Consider the following 17,963-nt stretch of genomic DNA (forward strand, 5'->3'; position numbering starts at 1 on the left):
CAGCTCTCGACGTTGACCGATCGTGACCTTAATCTTGTAATCCTCAGGCGAGCTATCAGGTACGAATGGAACACGAATCGCCGTGTGAAAGGCAAATAGGTTAGGGATCGGTTGATTTTCCTCGTTATGGATCACATAACGCTGATGTAGGCCGAATTCATCCAGGCTGTACGTCAACTTCATCGTAAAGGTGAACGGCAAGTATGGGAACATGGGATGCCCTTCCCTTACGCGCTGATTCATTACCACATAGCTGCCCTGCTCACCGGAACCGTAATCCTCTACCTCCCACCGAACGGTGTGTAAAAAGCCGTGCAAATGGTTGTGGGTCGCCTCTTCGTTAATTGGCAACTCATATGTAACTCCATTCCATAGGAATTTTCCATCCTCATACCGATTCGGAGGGTATAGGAAAGGAATGCCATAAACAGACGGGCTTTGCTTAAAAGCCTCTATGCTGTCTGCATCCGGCTCACGCAAAAAAGAATATCCCAATTCATTGTCACGAAAAGAAATCAGATTGGCACCGTTTCCCGGCAGGGCTACCGCTTCATATCGCCCAAATTTAAGACGAATCGCTGGTATTCCATAATAAAGATCACCAATTGCAGCATGCTGTTGTATCATCAATAATCCTCCTTGATGAAATGACGATGGTTAATGAAAGCGTTTTTCTTTTGGCTTGACTATACCATGCTCAGCAAAAAAATTCCACGTCAACACAAAAAAACGACGCCTGGCAAGGCATCGTCCTTCTTATACTACTAAACATAGCGCCCCTGTTTGGGGACAGCCATGCGCTCAAAATCTCCAGCCAGTCGATCCAGCTGATCTCTCAGCTCCGTTCCATGCATGTAATGACCGTGCCCTGTAACTGCAATCTTGGGCTTTAATCCGGCCAGCATTTCCACCGACTGCTGAGCAGCCTGCCAATCTGTCGTAAAATATGCAGGCGGCCCGTGTATTTCTTTTTCCTGTAAAATAACGGCCAGCGCCGATTCCTGCTTCACCGTAATAAAAGCGTCACCAGCAACCAGCAACCGTCTATGCTCATGAAAAAGCGATACATGTCCCGGCGTATGTCCAGGCGTGTGCAGCCACTTCCAGCCGGGAGCACCTGGTACACTGCTGTCCTGAGGCAAGGGAGCAATACGATCATCAAGATCTATAGCATCATTGGGGTATAGAAAAGAAATACCCGACAACAAACCTCCACCCACACCGGGATCAGGTTTCTGATAATCCTGCATTCCCGTCAAAAAAGGCAATTCCAGCGGATGTGCATAAACAGGAGCTCCCCAATGCTGTACCAGCTCAATAACGGAGCCTACATGATCAAAATGACCGTGAGTAAGCACAATAGCAACCGGAGGACCAGTAAACCGTTCCTCAGCCTGACGAATAATCGAGTCTGTAAATCCTGTCATCCCCGTATCCACCAGCACCCAGGATCGGCTTCCCGGCTCCCCGATAAAACATACATTTACAAACAGTGTCCGTAAGCTCAAGAGATCGGGAGCAGCCTCTTCATTTGCCGTCATTCCTTCGGTGAACAGATGATTTGCCAAAGCGTCACCCTCCCATTCACATGGAATTTCCTGTCATTCACAACCTATAGGCTTCCCCCATGTCAGCAGATTATGCGGACACTGCTAAATATAATCCGCTTGTCACGAAAATAGACCTGTTTACATTACTCGGGTAATTTGCTCCAGGCCGCATCCAGCAAATGATCGAACAAATCATCATTTTCTTCAATCCAGCTATCCATCTCCAGCATTTCTTCCTCTACCCGCGGCTCCCCCGCAAAATGGAGACTGTAGTCCCATTCCTTGCCCCTTTTACTGTGGAATGTAATTTCATATACGGACTGATGTCCATTTACTCCAAATACAACTTGGCCTAAATAAACACCGTTTTCATCTCGCGTCATTTGTGCCTGTTGAATATGTACTTCCTTTACTTCCCCAGGTGAATTTTGCTCTGTCATTTATTGATCCGCCCTTTCATTTTTACCAAAATGTGCCAAAATTTATTTGTGAACCTTTTCGTTACATTGTACAATATATAAGCTAAGTGTAGAATTTGCAAAAAAAATGTGCAAGCAACCTAAGCCTTTTAAGGCTTTTTCGTGAAATGGAGGAAAGTAACATGTCAGATTTTCAACAAAAATTGCAAAAATATGCCGAATTAGCCGTTCGAGTGGGCGTCAATGTCCAGCCTGGGCAGACCTTGATCGTTCATGCTCCCATCTTGTCCGCCGAACTCGTGCGACTGATTGTTAAGTCAGCCTATACGGTCGGAGCAAAGCTGGTTAAAGTAAAATGGAGCGATGAGACTATTACCCGGTTACAGTATGAACTGGCTCCAGATGAAACTTTTAATATCGCTCCCAAATGGTACGCAGCCGAAATGACAGAAGAGGTCGAAAATGGCGCGGCGGTACTCCATATTATTGCCGAAAATCCAGATTTGCTTCAAGGCATCCCGTCCACTCGAATCACTGCTGCTCAGCGGGTGCGGTCACATGAATTACGTCAATACCGTGAATATCAAATGGCCGACAAATTCAGCTGGTCTCTGGTCGCTTATCCTTCTGCAGAGTGGGCTGCCAAAGTATTCCCGAATCTGCCTGCTTCCGAACAAATAGATAAGCTGTGGGAAGCCATTTTCAGCACTGTGCGTGTGGATTTGGACAATCCGGTAGAAGCGTGGAAAGAGCATTTGAATACCCTTTCCAGCAAATCCGATATTTTAAACGCCAAACGCTATAAAAAGCTTCATTATTTGGCTCCGGGAACCGATCTTACCATCGAATTGGCCAAGGATCACCTCTGGGTAGCTGCTGAAAGCGTGAACCAACAGGGACATAGCTTTGTAGCCAACATGCCTACCGAAGAAGTATTTACAGCTCCACTCAAAACAGGTGTGAACGGCAAAGTCAGCAGTACCAAGCCACTTAGCTACAGTGGCAATATTATCGACAACTTTACGTTGACCTTTGAAAATGGACGCATTGTCGATGTACAGGCCGAAACAGGCTTGGAGACTCTTCAGCACCTCGTAGAAATGGATGAAGGTTCCCACTACTTGGGCGAGGTTGCTCTCGTGCCTCACAAGTCACCGATCTCTGACAAAAACATTTTGTTCTATAATACGTTGTTTGATGAAAATGCATCCAACCATTTGGCCATTGGTAATGCCTATGCATTTAACCTTAAGGGTGGCAAGGATATGACTGCAGAGGAACTGGTGGTGAACGGTCTGAATTCCAGTCTGACACACGTCGACTTTATGATCGGTTCAGGTGAAATGGACATTAACGGTGTTACAGAGGACGGTACGGAGGAGCCCATCTTCCGCAAAGGGAATTGGGCGATCTAAAATGACTGATCTAGCATAACCAAAAAAGGCTCTCTCCGCTTCATGCGGGGGAGCCTTCTTACTTTTGCAGCAGGTAATTCACAAAAATGATATAACGAATTGATCCAGTAATTCGCAGCAATTCCTAAAGCAATTTGTATAATTTGCTGTCCAAACAACTTTTATTATACGGCTGGAAGGGCACACATCTCAATTTCAAACCCGAGATCTTCAATCATTTGATGATCAACTGTGACTTCTTCCCCTTCTGTCGTCAAATAATCCCCCACAAAAATCGAATTAGCTGCATATAAAGAAAGAGGTTGTAGCGAACGCAGATTTAGCTCCCGACCGCCAGCGACACGTATTTCTTTGGATGGGCAGATAAATCTGAACAATGCCAGTACCTTTAGCGCTCTGATCGGAGTTACTCGCTTTGCTCCTTCCAGCGGGGTTCCGGGAATCGGATTCAGAAAGTTAACCGGAATAGAATCAGCAGCAAGTTCCCGCAAGGAATAGGCCATTTCGACGATTTCCTCATTCGTTTCCCCCATACCTATAATAACGCCAGAGCATGGAGACATTCCGTGAGATTGAGCTATTTTAACAGTTTCGATCCGTTGATCATACGTATGTGTGGTGGTAATGGACGGATAATTGTCCTTGCTCGTATTTAAATTGTGGTTATAACGATGTACCCCAGCCTCTGCCAGCCTTTGGGCCTGATCTCCCTTGAGAATTCCCAGGCAAGCGCAAATTTTGAGCGGCATCGTACGGGTAATTTCCTGGACTGCCTCAATCACCTGATCCAGCTCTCGATTCGTTGGGCCTTTACCGGAAGCGACAATACAATACGTTCCCGCTTTTCGTGCCAACGCTTCACGCGCCCCAGCCAGCAGAGACTCCTTGTCCAGCATACTATACTTGCTGACAGGAGCCGTGGATACAATAGATTGTGAGCAATAACCACAATCCTCCGGGCACAGGCCGCTTTTAGCGTTCATGATCATGTTAAGCTTAACCTTTTTGCCGTAAAAGTGATGTCGTATCCGAAAAGCAGCTTGCATAATCGACAATATGTCCCCATCGTCCGCTTCCAATATCGCAGTGCCTTCCTTTAGTGTCAGCCTGCTGCCTTGGATCGCTTTATCTGCCAGCGAGTACCAATCTAAACCCTCATTAAATAATTTCACACTTCATACCTCCATCATTTTGATCATGAAAAATAATAAAATACTCAGGATCATTTAATTTCATTCTTTAATTGTCAACTTAATATATTTCATTTAGGTTGACAATAATACGAACATCATATCAATTCATATCCTTTCTGTAAAGAAGACAAAATAAAAAGCGACCCTAAATCATTAAAGGTCGCTTGCAAGGTTTTATTCCATTAGGAGACTCCTGCTTCCTCCACGATGATGGGCTGCTTTATGAGCCGAATACGTGAAATCCGCTTGTTTTCAACCTCTTCAACAACGAACATACACTCTTCAAACACGACAGACTGACCTGGCTGTGGAGGAATAACCTCAACATGTGAGTATAGCCAGCCCCCTACCGTATCATAATCCTCATGATCAAGTTCCAGTCCGAAGCGATCGTTCACTTCATCAATTAATAACATACCGTCAATGGAAAACTCCTCGTCATTAATCTGCTCACAACCAGGACGTTCCTGATCGAATTCATCCTGAATTTCACCTACGATTTCTTCCATAATGTCTTCCAGCGTCACCATGCCCGATGTCCCGCCATATTCATCAATCAAAATCGCAATTTGCGTCTTGCTACGCTGCATGCGCTTAAGCAGGTCACTAATTTGTGTAGATTCAGGAACAGCCAGAATCGGTCGAATCATCGTACGGGTATCCAGTGTGTTCGCCCGCAGAAGGTCCTTAATGTGGATAAAGCCAATAATATGGTCCTTATCTTCGGCGCAGATTGGATAACGGGTTCTCATGCTTTCCGTCGCAATCGCGAGATTTTCTTCTCTGGACTCATTGCTGTACAAACAGATCATCTCGGTACGCGGAATCATAATTTCCCTGGCGGTCGTATCAGTAAAATCAAATATATTATCAACAAGCGCCAATTCCGTATTGTCAATTAGTCCGCTCTTATTGCTTTCTTTCATCAGAATGCGTATTTCATCTCCCGTATGCGCGGAATCGTCATATTCCGATACCGGTTCCATACGGAATAAACGCAACAGGCTGTTCGCCATGCCATTCAACACCCAGATGAATGGATACATCAGCTTGTAAAACCAAGTCATCAGCATGGCTGAATACAGCGTAATGGTTTCAGATTTACGAATGGCTATCGTTTTGGGCGCCAATTCACCCAACACAATATGCAAAAACGTAATGACAATAAATGCAATGACCACGGCAGTTCCGTGCACATATGCCGCTCCCAATCCAACGGCCGTAAATACAGGTTCGATCAAATATGCGATGGCCGGCTCTCCGATCCACCCCAGTCCCAACGATGCTAGTGTAATACCCAACTGGCAGGCTGACAGATAAGCATCCAAATTGTGTAGCATATTCGCAGCGTACACGGCCTTTTTATTGCCCGCCTCCACCAATGTTTCAATACGGCTGCCTCTGACCTTGACCATGGCAAATTCCGCAGATACAAAAAAACCATTTAATAATACTAATGCAAAAACAATAATTATGTTAAACATACTCGGTAAAGGGTCACTCAATATGCTCCCCATCAGCCGTCGTTACGGCAGACAGGCGCACCTCCTTCGGATAATTTCATCATAGACAGAACGATAACACATCATAAGCAGCGTCAACTTCCCAACACGTTCACTCCTTTCTGCTTCCAAAAGCATGATTCCGCATGATTGATTAGATCTTTATCAGCTTATATTCAATTATATAACTATACTCTATACAGTCAAACCACGAGCAATGTCAGAAAAATTAGTTTCCCCTGTCATTTAGATCAAAAAGCTTCATTTTTCGCCTCTTACCACAAGGGAAGCAACTATATTTGAGAAAGAATATAAATAAAAGACATCCCCTGCCTTCAGGCAGAGGATGTAGACCAATATATATGAAGGCATCAGCGAACCGGGGATACGCCCGGATTCCCGACGACGCCGGGATATTGATACAGTAAAGGCTCATCAAAAGTAGCATAGTCCAGATTCACCATCAGCAAGACCGTCCGCTTGCCCGTTGCCGGATCACTGATAATAATGTGGTCACGGCCTGCTGCTTCCAGAATGCCTTTGAATATTTTCGCGTTCCATTCGCGGTTATTTTCATACGTCATATAAAAGGTTCCTGTTTTACCCAAGTTCAAGCGTAAAATATTTTCAATGTATGATTGCTCGTATTGCGGAGTCTGGACCTGCATCACTGTACCAGTCGGTGTCATGGCGCCGCCGCTACTTACTTGTGGCGGAAAGCCAGTCATAGGCTGCATGGTTCCAACTGGAGTCATCCCTCTTGGCCATTCGGGATAACCGCTACCTGAAGAATAAGCTGCGGGACGGTATGTTTGCTGTGAAATCATGTAAATTCCTCCTAAAATGGTTTTAATTATTTAAATTCATGTTGAAACACTGCTAATAGACGGCCGGGCAATCCTGTGCAGTCGGGCTAAAGAAGCAATGCGCCTTGTAGCGCCCAGTGTTAGTCTGGTTATACCAGGTATCCGGACATTCCCCGGAAGGTCTGAAAAACCACAATGCATTCGAAGCCGGGCGTATTTTTTCACCATTAATGACACGCCGGGCAAGACGAATGTCACGGTCACGGGCTCTTTGATAAAAGTACCCCTTTTGCGTAGCTTCAAATCCGCCAGGACTTTGAAAGACCATGTCATTCATGAGGCGAATTCCCTGAAAATCCAGACAGTTAGCCAAAATCCGATTTACTCCAACATTGCCGACCATGAGCATCCCCAGCTCTCCTTCTCCTTCGGCTTCCGCCCGCATAAGCCGGGCGAGTGTCCTTACATCCGCCGAGTTGACGTTAATAACAGCCAATGTATTCCCTCCTTGCTGCTGCTCAATCATATACCTTATCGTATGGTACAAATGCCCAATGGGTGACAGCTCCAATAAAATCAAATAAAAAAAATAGTCCCGATATTGGAGAGCCCTGCAAAAGCCTTGCTTTTGTTTAAATCAGGACTCCGAACTGGAAAACAGATGCCGAAAAATGCAAAAGGAGCCCATTCTCAAGCGGGGATGGGCTCCTTTTTCTCTATTAGCTTTACCATTCGTTTTGCATTTACAACGAATGCCGTGAGGTAAGCTTGTATTCGCATGCCGAAAAGACCCCGGTATTTGGCTCTTCCCATACCGTGGAATCTCTTCATCTCTGCATTTTTATGTTCAATGATCGGTCTGCGCTTGATCCGCTCCTTAAACGTGTCGCTGAGTTCAAACTCGATCTGCTTCTTGAAATGTTCTGCCAAGATCCGAATCGAGTACGTCTTACTTCGAGCACCTGGTTTGTAGCATCCTTCACGTAAAGGGCAGGTTTTACACCTCTCTACATCAAAGTAGTACACGAGTGAACGGCTTCCTCCGCTGCTCTTACTGCCTTGAATGGCCTTGCGTCTGCTGCGCTCGCCAGCCGGGCTTGACGACGAAATCGGCATCCTTGTTATACTCAAAACCTTTCTGTCGCTCGCCTCCTTCATGAACAATGGGATGCAACGGTACCATGGGGCTTATGTTTTCCGTCTTCATCTTTGCTAAGTTCCCTTTACTAGAATAAGCTTTATCGGCCATGATTTCGTTCACACTCACGCCGTTTGCTGTGGTCTGTTCTAGCAGCACAGGCAACTGTTTTCCGTCATCTGTACTGCCCGGTGTAACAACCAAAGCGGTGATGATCTCTTCTTCCGTCATGGCGATATGTTCTTTATAACCAAAAAACGATTTCGTGTTGCTCTTCCAACCAAAGCGTGCATCCGGGTCGATGGCCGACAAGATGCCCTTGTGGGACAACAGCCGCTCATCCTCAACGATTTGCTTGGCAATGCCAAGTTTCTCACTCACCGCACCTTCATGATCCGGCAACAGTTCTTCTACCGTCTCGCCAAGTAGCGCCAGGTAAGCCAGCATGATGGGCTCGGCATCTGTCTGTTCACTTTTGACGCGGGGTAGCTTGGGTAGCTTCTTCTCCAGCTTCGGATGGCGTTTGGTGACGACACGAAACAGACGCTTAGCCGCGTCTCGCAGCACGTCGAGTGGTCTTTGCTTGGGATTACCTGCCTGCGTATGAGTCGCATCCATGATAATGGTTTGGCTTTTCACCAAGCCTCTTTCGATGCACTGGCTGACCACATGTTTCAGGACATCTCCTACCTGACTCGCCCCCAGCCGGTGATTACGGAACCGCGACAACTGAGAGGCATCCGGCACTGAATCCTCCGGGTTGATTCCGATAAACCACTTGTAGGCAAGATTCACTTGTGCTTCTTGTACCACCCGTTCGTCAGAGAGGGTATACAAAGTTTGCAAAAATAGCAGACGAAAGAGCAATTCCGGCTCGTTTGCGGGTCTGCCGTAATACGTGCAGTATGATTGTTCCACGAGCTTGTGAATAAATCCAAAGTCCACCGCCGCATGAATCTTACGCAGCATGTGGTTTTCGGGTACAAGTGTATATAACTCCGCATGAAACGACAGCATTAATTGTTTGGCTGGTTGCAGCAAAACGACTCAACTCGCTTTTCCTTTTCTTCCAGTATACAACAAACCCAGTACCAACGCGGTACTGGGTTTGTTTTTACAGAAACTGTATTCGTTTTGCAGGGCTCTCGATATTGGGGACTACTTTTTCGAACAGTCTTATGGCTCGTAAATCATTTTGCGCGTCATGCCACCGTCTACCACCAGATTCGTACCTGTTACAAAATCATTGCCAGGTTGGGTCAAATACAGACAGGCCCGTGCAATATCTTGAGGGTTTCCCACACGTCCGGACGGATGGTGCTGATGGTCTTCTGTGCGCAATTGCTTGTAATTTCCAGTTTCAATCCACCCTGGACTGATGCAATTGACCTGAATCCCATCCTTTCCTAGCGATATGGCCCCTACCCTGTTGCATCGCAGAAGGCCGTAAATGATCAAATGATGTAGGCTGAGGTTACATTTTAATCCGTTCCAAGCTATAGCGATTTAGACGCTGAAATCCGATATATCGTGTTCCCTGAAAGGTAAGCCGTCCTTCATCTCCTTCGGAACATTGACCATACTCTTCTCCGGTTACCTTAAACTCCATCCGGTCGCCGCTCTCCACCTCAAAGGTAACGTAATAGAAAGTATAGGTACGAGTCCCTTGTTCCTCCTGCCGCCTCTGCTGGAGATGTGTCCTTCTGGCCGTAATTCGGGAACCGACTGTCAATACAGGCTGCCTTTTATTTCGGCTCCATTCCATGACTTCCTTGCCCGCAGACAACACGACAATACTTAACACGACTACGAAAAATACGGGCAGTACCGTACCCAGCCAATCGAACATCCATAATGACTCAAATCCCATGCACCGCACTCCTCTCCGCCAAGCATTCCACAGGGAAATCGCCGGGCATCCTCACATGACCTAAGCTTTCCGTAATAGTATATGTAGGTTCCTGCCCAAATTTGATAGCAACCCTTAAGAACGCCAAGAGCCTCCACGGAATAATCCGGGAGGCTCAAAATATGGCGATATCAGAATGGTACATTGATTTACACATGTACAAGCTGGAGATAACGTTGCGTCTCATCCAGAACTTCATAATCTTCGGCTTCAGCGTAACGCTCTGCACACTGCTTGCAGTCCTCTTCAGTCGTACAACCATAGGCATCTTGGCAAGTGTAACAGAATTGAAGGTAGTATTGGGTTAACATATGATCCTGATTCGCTCTCATGATTATCACTCCTATCGTTGTTTACAGGGTTAGTATAACAGCGCTGCAGTTGTTACCTTGTGATTTTTTTCACATATTGTCATATAAAATTTAAATTTTTTAAAAGTAAAACGCCCCACGCCTTTTTCCTGAGTCTGCATGTCTATGAGAACCTGCAAAGTTAGAAAAAAAGCCTAGGGCAATCACCTTTGGAAAAGTTATAGAATTCTCCAGTTTGCACCGCCGTCGGTCGTTTTCAGCAACAGTGATTTCTTATCATCCAGACGCTCCAAAAGTAGCCAGCCTATCGAAGATGAAGCAAAACGGAGCTTGACCGATCGAGGGTAATCTTTTAGTTTCGAAGGCAGTACCTTGTTGCCTGTAAGACTTGCCCACGTCTTTCCCCCATCCAACGTGCGGCTCATTCCAGTTTGGCTTATAATCCAGCCTTCCTTTTTGTTTAGAAAAGTACGCCCTGGGATAATAGATTTACTTTTGCTGCTCAGACCCAACGACACAGCGTTCCATTGTGTACCTGCATCAGCAGTAAACAGCCCGCTATATTGGGTACCGTTACCCACATAGCAATTGACTGGAATCCAATATGAGGAGCTGCTTCCTTGAAGAGACTGCTGAGCTTCTGCTTGGGCCTGCGGGCAACCCTGCATCCTGTTAACTGCTGGAGTCCAGGTTCTCCCTTGATTCGAGGTTCTATACAGCTTAACACGGCTATCCAGATTGATTGCAACAAAACCTTGATTGCCAGAAGAAAAGCCCATCCCCACGACACTGCCCTGGTCGGGTAGCCCCGAGCCTGATTCACTGGACGTCATGCCGGAACTCTGCGCAACCTTTTTCCAGGTGGCTCCCCCATCCGTAGTGTGATACAGCAAGTTTTGCTGATCCTGCTTATTCAGGTTTACATATGCCATAATCCAGCCTGTAGACGGATTCACATATTGAATAGAACTGACATAGTCACCGTTTGGCAGTGCTGACACATCCCAGCTCTGTCCTCCATCGGCCGTTCGGAGAATAACGGTTGCTGTTTTGTCCAAATTCTGACGGACAACCCAACCGTGGCGGGAATCAGTGAAGCTAATGTCTTTACCATATTCAAGCTTATCTTGAAATTGAACATTTTCAGAAGGAGAAATATTATTCCAGGTCTTTCCTCCATCATGCGTATAGTAAAGTCGAAGCTCATTACGGGTAACTCCCCAAACCAGGCCTTTATTGTTATCAATCAAATGAAAATCTGCTATTCGTGTCTGTACTACATATTTGGCGTTTGGATCGCCCACCTTTGGAGTTAATGGTGGATTTATCGTGATTGTCTGTCCCTGGTCATCTGGTTCCTCTACCGGGGGGTTGTTCACAGTTTTTGGGGGCTCGGACGAACAGGAAGTCAACAGGATACCAGTCAACAGGATACCAGTCAACAGCATCACTCCCCCCAGAAGCGCACGCCAGCGCAGTTTCATAAATAAATATCCTCCCTCGATGGCATGCGGTAATCCCGTGCCAACAGCTTATCTGAAACAGAATTATAACATAAACGACCTTATGTGACACTTTTCGCGCTTATGACAAAAAAAACCGGATCTGCACATAAGTGCAGAATGCCGGCTTTTTCCATACGAATTCGATCAAGATTTACGATTCAACAAACTTTTGTGATAACCATAAAAGAAATAAATCAACAGCCCGAGCAGGAGCCACACGAGGAATCCGATCCACGTGCTAATATGAAGCTGAAGCATCAGACCGATGCACACGAGAGCACTCAAAATTGGAATCAACGGAACCCATGGCACGACAAATCCTCTTTTTAAATCCGGCCGTTTCTTACGCAGAACGATGACTCCAAGTGATACCACCGCAAAAGCGAACAGGGTTCCAATACTTGTAAGATTAGTCAATGCATGTAAAGGAAACAAACCACTGGCCAAAGCGATAATGCTGCCAACCAGCCAGGTGCTTCGGATCGGTGTTTGAGTTTTGGTATTTACTTTGGACAAAAATAGCGGTAAAAGCCCATCACGTGACATAGAGAAAATTAACCGTGTCTGACCATACAGCAGCACCAATAGAACGGTAGTCATCCCTGCAATCGCGCCGACTGAAATCAATCCAGCGACAAAATCCTGGTGAATAAAGCGTAAGGCAAATGCAACAGGATCACTTATTCCGAGCTGCGTGTAAGGCACCATTCCTGTTAATACGATGGAAACCGCTATATATAGCACCGTACAAATCGCTAACGAAGAAATAATGCCGATTGGCATAGTACGCTGCGGATTGCGTACCTCTTCGGCTGCGGTTGAGATGGCATCGAAGCCCAGATACGCAAAAAATACGATGGCTGCTGCACTTAGAACACCGGAAAATCCATAAGGCAAAAATGGCGTCCAGTTGGCAGGTTTAACATAAAAGATGCCGATCCCGATAAATAGGAGTACCACTCCGACTTTGACACAAACCATTATAAAATTAAATCGAACGGTCTCCCTCGCCCCGAGACTCAGCAATAGCGTAATTAACATAATAATGCACACGGCAGGCAGATCAATAATGGTCCCCTTGGTCGAATCGTAGGCTGCGGTTAGAGCTAGAGGCAGATGTATATCAAACCCTGCTAATAGACCTTGAAAATACGCAGACCAGCCACTGCTCACAGAGGCGGCCGCCACTCCGTATTCCAGAATCAAGTCCCAGCCCAGCACCCAGGCCAGAATCTCTCCAAATACAATATAACTATATGCATAAGCACTGCCCGCTGCGGGAACTGTAGATGAAAGCTCCGCATAGCACAAGGCTGCCAGCACACAGGCAATCCCTGCAATTACAAATGAAAGCATCAATCCGGGACCTGCATTTTCTGCTGCTGCTTTGCCAGTAATAACAAATATCCCAGTACCGATGATACAACCTACACCTAGCATCGTAAGGTCAAAGGCGCTCATCGTTCTCTTTAAGCGTCCTGTCGATCCGCTTTCCTCATGCGGGAGTAGTCCTGTTTTTTTTCGAAATAAGTCCATATCATAATCCTCTTTCCCTAATTTCATACGTCAATATCGTTGCTGCAACGCTTTAGTGCATGTTCCCAGCATTCGATTAATTATTAGCGAGTCCAGCTTTGAAGTCAAGGAGAAATGTCATATTTTTTTGCAGTGAGGTACACATATACGTTACACTGAGTTGGAAAGCTAAATTTTAAATGATTATTCTAAAATGAAAAAGGTATACAACCCGAGAAGGAGATGAGGATTTTATGAGCTTAAAACCTTACAAACGAAGCAGAGTAGCCATTGTCGGCATGGGAGCGGTCGGTACAACGACCGGTTATACTCTACTACTGCGCCAACGCATGTCAGAACTTGTCTTTATTGATGTCAACGTCAAAAAGGCGAAGGGGGAAATGCTCGATATGAATCATGGGCTTCCTTTTCTCGGTGGTGTCAAAGTGTGGGCCGGTGATTATGAAGATTGCCGTGATGCGGACATCATTATTGTTACAGCGGGTGCTTCACAAAAGCCGGGAGAAACGCGTATTGATCTGCTCAAGCGTAATGCTGAAATTTTTGAGAGCATTATTGATAATATCGTTAAGGTGAACACACACGGTATATTGCTGATTGCAACCAATCCGGTAGACATTCTCTCCTATATCTCCTGGAAACGCAGCGGTTGGCCTTCAAGCAGGGTCATCGGCTCAGGTACGCTATTGGACAGTGCGCGCTTCCGTTATTTAATCGGTAAGCAAAAAGGCATAGATCCACGCAGTATCCACGCTCATATTATTGGTGAACATGGTGACTCTGAGCTGCCTGTATGGAGTACGGCCAATGTTGCGGGAACTCCACTGGAGCTGGAAGAAGACACGAAAAATGAAATTTTCGAAAGTACCAAAAATGCAGCCTATGAAATTATAGATGCCAAAGGCGCAACGTCTTACGCGATCGGGCTGGCTCTGGATCGCATCGTAGCTGCCATCCTCGGCGACGAAGGTTCTGTACTTAATGTGTCCACCTTGCTGGAAGATTATAACGGAGTATCCGACGTATATTTGGGTGTCCCAAGTATCGTAGATCACAACGGGGTACGCGAAATTTTGGATCTTCCACTTAATGATGAGGAACGTGCAAAACTGCTCCAATCGGCGGACAAGTTAAAAGATCAAATCAGTAAAGTGCACTTGTAAATCAGGCAAAATAAAAGCTAAACAAAAACTGGCCTCCGCAGCGGAAATATCCGTTTTGAGAGGCCCGTTTTTTGATCATTTTATATAAGAGTTCAATTGGTATCACACACGGTAATCGAATTACCAGGGCGGAGTATCACCATCTGCTGCCACAGCTTCTTGGCGGCGTTTGTCTTTCAATCGCTCAGCCACCGTTTCAAATGATTCAGGTTGAAGCAGCTCTATCGGTGAAAACCCCTTTTCAAACGTAAATGCATCACCTTCAATAATCAGCGCATATCTGTCATGCAGCTTCGTGATATGCAGCTTGGCCCCAAAGTCGGACAGCAGTCCGCGCACAACCGTATCATCCAGCTTAAAGCGAACTTCAATTTCTGGTTTCAGCTCAACAATGTGCTGTGCAGCCTCTGCGACCTGCAGAGGTTCCCATTTTCCTTGCAAATCCCGCTTTTCACTGGCCGCCCAAAGCTCCAGTTCACGTTCTTCCTGTTGTCTTTCCTCATTAGAAGCATCTGGCCATTTGGTTTCCACATAGTTCTGAACGAAGCCCATGACATGCTCATTGACGATTTCCGGCATGGATTGCTCATAGGTCACAAATTTCAGAAAATCCTCAAAATAGCGGGCATGTGAGGACTGGTGAATTTTAAGCTCCCATTCATCGTGCATGCCCTCCTCCAGCATGTAAGGATACATGATGGATTTCATATTACGCGCTGAAATGGCCATTTCGACTTCACTAACCAGGCTGCTTTCCGTGATCCGGGCAATTTTGGGTTCAAAGTCGCATTTGAGCACAAAAATAAACGGATCATCCGAGTGTGTATTTAAGGTAGCCTGTACAACGATCAACGCTCCACCGCGTACCGCGCTTGTATCCAGATACATTCGCACCAGATCGTCGCAGGCATTTTTAAAATCATCCTTATTCTCTGCCGCCCGCAGCCGAGCGAACATATTAAAATTCGGATTACTGCTCAGATCATGCTCTGGCTCAACGATAAAGCGACCGATTTTGGTTGGAGCCTGCTCTGTGCTTGGGTTTTTCTCGACCTTCCGTTTACTGATACGGGCAAATTCCCCATCGAGAAATTTTTTAACATCGCTTTCGTCATAATCATAGTCATCCATCGTAGCGTAATGCTTGTAGGACTTACCGCCTTGTCCTTCCTTTCCGTCTACCTGGATTACAAAAAAAGATAAAAAGTCCACTTGAAAGTTCATTTACGTTCCATACGCTCCTTTTCAGGCATGTACGCGTAATTATATCACTATGGATTTAAAAGGTACATCCGATTCAAATCCTGATCGTTAAAATACACATAAGTTTACATAATATTTATTATGTATTTTATTGAAAATAATTTCTGCATCATACTGATCTTCTTAATTCAAAAAAACAGTTGACTAAATAGTAGCTAATTCATTATATTATCTATTGTTGCATAGACAAAAATACATTTTGTTTATATAAACAAAATGTAAGTCTGGGTGAATTACGCCTAAATCAGGAAGGGAGAGTTTATTGTTGTTAAAAAATCCATATATAAGGACCATTATCGCCTCCAATGCGCTGCTCAATTTGGGCATCTGGGTGCGGAACTTTGCCATATTGTTGTATGTAACAGATCTGACTCATAATGATCCCATATACGTGTCGCTCATCTCGGTTGCTGAATTTGCGCCTATCTTTCTGTTTGCCATCATTGGAGGTACGTTTGCGGACCGTTGGCGGCCTAAACGGACCATGGTTAGTTGCGATCTGCTGTCGGCTGCGTCTATTTTTATCGTGTTGCTGGCAATGTGGCATGGATCATGGCAGGTGCTTTTGCTGTCTACATTCTTTTCGGCCATTCTATCTCAATTTTCTCAGCCGTCTGCGATGAAGATATTTAAGCAGCATGTAGCACCAGAACAGCTTCAGGGAGTGATGGCCCTTTTTCAGTCTCTTATGGCGTTATTTATGGTTATCGGCCCCGTTATCGGTACATTTATTTATCAACACTTTGGAATTTTCGTTTCATTGTCTATAACAGGAATATTGTTTCTCATCTCGGCGCTTGTTCTAACTCGTATTCCACAAGATGAACAAGCGCTTGAGATAGATGATCAACCAACTCATTTCATTCAAGAGCTTAAAGAAGGGATACGTTATGTATGGAATAACAGTACACTTCGCACGCTTGGGGGGACATTTACTGTAATTGGGCTGGCGGTCGGACTTATTCAACCATTAATGGTTTTTGTCGCCATCGAGAACCTTGGACAAAACAAGGAATTTCTGCAATGGCCGTTAATGGCGAACGGAGCGGCTATGTTGGTGGGAGGCGGCCTGATTATGGGGGTTGCCAAAAAAGTACAGCCACAATTACTGCTGGTAACCGGACTTTTGGTAAGCACACTGGCAACCTTTGGAGTCGGATGGTCGCACAATATTATGCTGACAATGGCATTACAAGTATTCAGTGGCCTTTTTTATCCTTGCATCCATATCGGTATCAACACGATGATGATGAAAAATGCCGAAGCTGCTTTTATCGGCCGCGTCGGTGGCGCCCTCTCTCCCTTGTTCTCCGGGATGATGGTCGTCGGTATGAGTATCGGCGGAACACTCAAACGCGAATCCTCCCTGAACACCGTATATACCGTGAGCGCCGGCTTGTTTTTAGTCGGAGCGATGCTGTTGTTACCATTGCTTCGTAACAGGCAGCCTGTACAAGCTGTCATAGCCGATGATTCTGAATAACAGCACAAGAAAGCGCCCATGGAGATATGATCTGCCATTCTCCATGGGCGCTTTTGTTTATTTGAACTTGATGTATTTTAAAATAATAAATTTTATATTAATGGGCAATTCATATTATCTTTTTCCCATTTTGCGGGATTTGTATTATCTGATTTAGTACCAACTCTTTTTGCCTCAGTATAATTTCATAACGCTCCTGAATGGTAGAGTCTCCTTCCAAACATTTTTTGATGTCTTCTACTGACATACCTTTTTTTTAAATAGCTCAGGTAAGGCGAGATTATAAATCCCAAAAATTATTAAATCAGGAGGGTTTAATATGCAAAAAGTAATTCTGAACAATGGCGTTGAAATGCCCTTGGAGATGCTCAAGTATGTGAACAGTCGGTTTACGACGCCCTTATTGCAGGCTATCGTTTGATTGATACCGCTGCCGCTTATCAAAATGAAGAAGCGGTGGGCAGAGCTACCAAAAGGAGCGGCATACCAAGAGAAGAGTTATTTATTACTACAAAACTTTGGATTCAGGATGCTGGTTATGAAAGTGCAAAAAAAGCATTTGCAAAATCATTGGAACGACTTCAACTTGATTATTTGGATCTGTATTTAATTCATCAGCCGATTGGGGATATAAACGGTTCTTGGCGTGCGATGCAGGAACTGTATCAGGAAGGAAAGATTTGATCATAGGCATTATCCGCGCACCAAATGACTATAGTTTCCCGTTACTTTAACGATGTAATCGAACTGAAGCTAAATGCATTAGATCC

General features: G+C 45.3%; 16 protein-coding genes and 2 pseudogenes. 4 read left to right on the forward strand and 14 right to left on the reverse strand.

Annotated elements, in window-relative coordinates:
- The 3 genes from L693_RS0106690 to L693_RS0106700 form a co-directional block, all read right to left on the reverse strand.
- Window positions 1–627: aldose 1-epimerase (locus L693_RS0106690; RefSeq protein WP_025716606.1), on the reverse strand; the 627-nt coding region annotated here is incomplete at its 3' end.
- Window positions 628–764: 137 nt separating this feature from the next.
- Window positions 765–1,568 carry an MBL fold metallo-hydrolase gene (locus L693_RS0106695; protein WP_025716607.1) on the reverse strand — a complete coding sequence of 268 codons (804 nt, stop codon included), beginning with the start codon at window positions 1,566–1,568 and terminating at the stop codon, window positions 765–767.
- 125 nt (window positions 1,569–1,693) lie between these two features.
- On the reverse strand, window positions 1,694–1,990 hold the full coding sequence (locus L693_RS0106700) for a hypothetical protein (RefSeq protein WP_025716608.1): 297 nt from the start codon (window positions 1,988–1,990) through the stop codon (window positions 1,694–1,696).
- 161 nt (window positions 1,991–2,151) lie between these two features.
- Between L693_RS0106700 and L693_RS0106705 the strand changes: the two genes are divergently transcribed.
- The gene (locus L693_RS0106705) at window positions 2,152–3,384 is read left to right on the forward strand and encodes an aminopeptidase (RefSeq protein WP_025716609.1); all 1,233 of its coding nucleotides are present in this window, start codon (window positions 2,152–2,154) and stop codon (window positions 3,382–3,384) included.
- 164 nt (window positions 3,385–3,548) lie between these two features.
- Here L693_RS0106705 and bioB read toward each other — a convergent pair whose 3' ends face one another.
- From bioB to L693_RS0106755, 10 genes and pseudogenes are all read right to left on the reverse strand, one after another.
- The gene (gene bioB / locus L693_RS0106710) at window positions 3,549–4,556 is read right to left on the reverse strand and encodes a biotin synthase BioB (RefSeq protein ID WP_025716610.1); all 1,008 of its coding nucleotides are present in this window, start codon (window positions 4,554–4,556) and stop codon (window positions 3,549–3,551) included.
- A gap of 203 nt (window positions 4,557–4,759) precedes the next feature.
- Window positions 4,760–6,061 (reverse strand): hemolysin family protein, encoded by a 1,302-nt coding sequence (locus L693_RS0106715; RefSeq protein WP_197029839.1) that lies wholly within the window; start codon window positions 6,059–6,061, stop codon window positions 4,760–4,762.
- Window positions 6,062–6,450: 389 nt separating this feature from the next.
- Entirely contained in the window at window positions 6,451–6,906 is a 456-nt protein-coding gene (gerQ, locus tag L693_RS0106720; RefSeq protein WP_025716612.1) for a spore coat protein GerQ, read from the reverse strand.
- A 52-nt stretch (window positions 6,907–6,958) separates the two neighbouring features.
- Window positions 6,959–7,381: a cell wall hydrolase gene (locus L693_RS0106725; RefSeq protein ID WP_025716613.1), complete on the reverse strand. Its 423-nt coding sequence runs from the start codon at window positions 7,379–7,381 to the stop codon at window positions 6,959–6,961.
- 194 nt (window positions 7,382–7,575) lie between these two features.
- Window positions 7,576–9,064 (reverse strand): annotated as a pseudogene (locus tag L693_RS0106730) (IS1182 family transposase).
- Between the two features lie 135 nt (window positions 9,065–9,199).
- Window positions 9,200–9,481: an SDR family oxidoreductase gene (locus tag L693_RS0106735; RefSeq protein WP_025716614.1), complete on the reverse strand. Its 282-nt coding sequence runs from the start codon at window positions 9,479–9,481 to the stop codon at window positions 9,200–9,202.
- Between the two features lie 16 nt (window positions 9,482–9,497).
- Complete coding sequence (locus tag L693_RS0106740) at window positions 9,498–9,893, reverse strand: DUF2500 domain-containing protein (protein WP_025716615.1); 396 nt, start codon at window positions 9,891–9,893, stop codon at window positions 9,498–9,500.
- A 188-nt stretch (window positions 9,894–10,081) separates the two neighbouring features.
- A complete protein-coding gene (locus L693_RS28945; protein ID WP_081752094.1) occupies window positions 10,082–10,264 on the reverse strand; it encodes a hypothetical protein in 183 nt (60 codons plus the stop codon).
- A 197-nt stretch (window positions 10,265–10,461) separates the two neighbouring features.
- Entirely contained in the window at window positions 10,462–11,727 is a 1,266-nt protein-coding gene (locus L693_RS0106750; RefSeq protein WP_025716617.1) for a YCF48-related protein, read from the reverse strand.
- Between the two features lie 165 nt (window positions 11,728–11,892).
- On the reverse strand, window positions 11,893–13,284 hold the full coding sequence (locus L693_RS0106755) for an amino acid permease (RefSeq protein ID WP_025716618.1): 1,392 nt from the start codon (window positions 13,282–13,284) through the stop codon (window positions 11,893–11,895).
- 233 nt (window positions 13,285–13,517) lie between these two features.
- Between L693_RS0106755 and L693_RS0106760 the strand changes: the two genes are divergently transcribed.
- Window positions 13,518–14,447 (forward strand): L-lactate dehydrogenase, encoded by a 930-nt coding sequence (locus L693_RS0106760; protein ID WP_025716619.1) that lies wholly within the window; start codon window positions 13,518–13,520, stop codon window positions 14,445–14,447.
- A 120-nt stretch (window positions 14,448–14,567) separates the two neighbouring features.
- On the opposite strand, the gene L693_RS0106765 is transcribed toward L693_RS0106760, so the two are convergent.
- The gene (locus L693_RS0106765; RefSeq protein ID WP_025716620.1) at window positions 14,568–15,671 is read right to left on the reverse strand and encodes a DUF3900 domain-containing protein; all 1,104 of its coding nucleotides are present in this window, start codon (window positions 15,669–15,671) and stop codon (window positions 14,568–14,570) included.
- A 304-nt stretch (window positions 15,672–15,975) separates the two neighbouring features.
- Here L693_RS0106765 and L693_RS0106770 point away from each other — a divergent pair, with 304 nt between their 5' ends.
- Both L693_RS0106770 and L693_RS27760 read left to right on the forward strand, forming a co-directional pair.
- Window positions 15,976–17,193 (forward strand): MFS transporter, encoded by a 1,218-nt coding sequence (locus L693_RS0106770; RefSeq protein WP_025716621.1) that lies wholly within the window; start codon window positions 15,976–15,978, stop codon window positions 17,191–17,193.
- Window positions 17,194–17,512: 319 nt separating this feature from the next.
- Window positions 17,513–17,874 (forward strand): annotated as a pseudogene (locus tag L693_RS27760) (aldo/keto reductase); the annotation flags it as partial.
- Window positions 17,875–17,963 lie beyond the last annotated feature (89 nt).

The sequence above is a fragment of the Paenibacillus sp. 1-18 genome, assembly GCF_000520755.1.
Classification (GTDB): domain Bacteria; phylum Bacillota; class Bacilli; order Paenibacillales; family Paenibacillaceae; genus Paenibacillus; species Paenibacillus brasilensis.

Bases quoted from the DNA above. Each gene is read 5' to 3' on its own strand.
- L693_RS0106705 (WP_025716609.1), top strand. From the start codon at position 2,152: ATGTCAGATTTTCAACAAAAATTGCAAAAATATGCCGAATTAGCCGTT.
- L693_RS0106760 (WP_025716619.1), top strand. From the start codon at position 13,518: ATGAGCTTAAAACCTTACAAACGAAGCAGAGTAGCCATTGTCGGCATG.
- gerQ (WP_025716612.1), bottom strand. From the start codon at position 6,906: ATGATTTCACAGCAAACATACCGTCCCGCAGCTTATTCTTCAGGTAGC.
- L693_RS0106740 (WP_025716615.1), bottom strand. From the start codon at position 9,893: ATGGGATTTGAGTCATTATGGATGTTCGATTGGCTGGGTACGGTACTG.
- L693_RS0106715 (WP_197029839.1), bottom strand. From the start codon at position 6,061: ATGTTTAACATAATTATTGTTTTTGCATTAGTATTATTAAATGGTTTT.
- L693_RS0106750 (WP_025716617.1), bottom strand. From the start codon at position 11,727: ATGAAACTGCGCTGGCGTGCGCTTCTGGGGGGAGTGATGCTGTTGACT.
- L693_RS0106700 (WP_025716608.1), bottom strand. From the start codon at position 1,990: ATGACAGAGCAAAATTCACCTGGGGAAGTAAAGGAAGTACATATTCAA.
- L693_RS28945 (WP_081752094.1), bottom strand. From the start codon at position 10,264: ATGAGAGCGAATCAGGATCATATGTTAACCCAATACTACCTTCAATTC.
- L693_RS0106765 (WP_025716620.1), bottom strand. From the start codon at position 15,671: ATGAACTTTCAAGTGGACTTTTTATCTTTTTTTGTAATCCAGGTAGAC.
- L693_RS0106755 (WP_025716618.1), bottom strand. From the start codon at position 13,284: ATGGACTTATTTCGAAAAAAAACAGGACTACTCCCGCATGAGGAAAGC.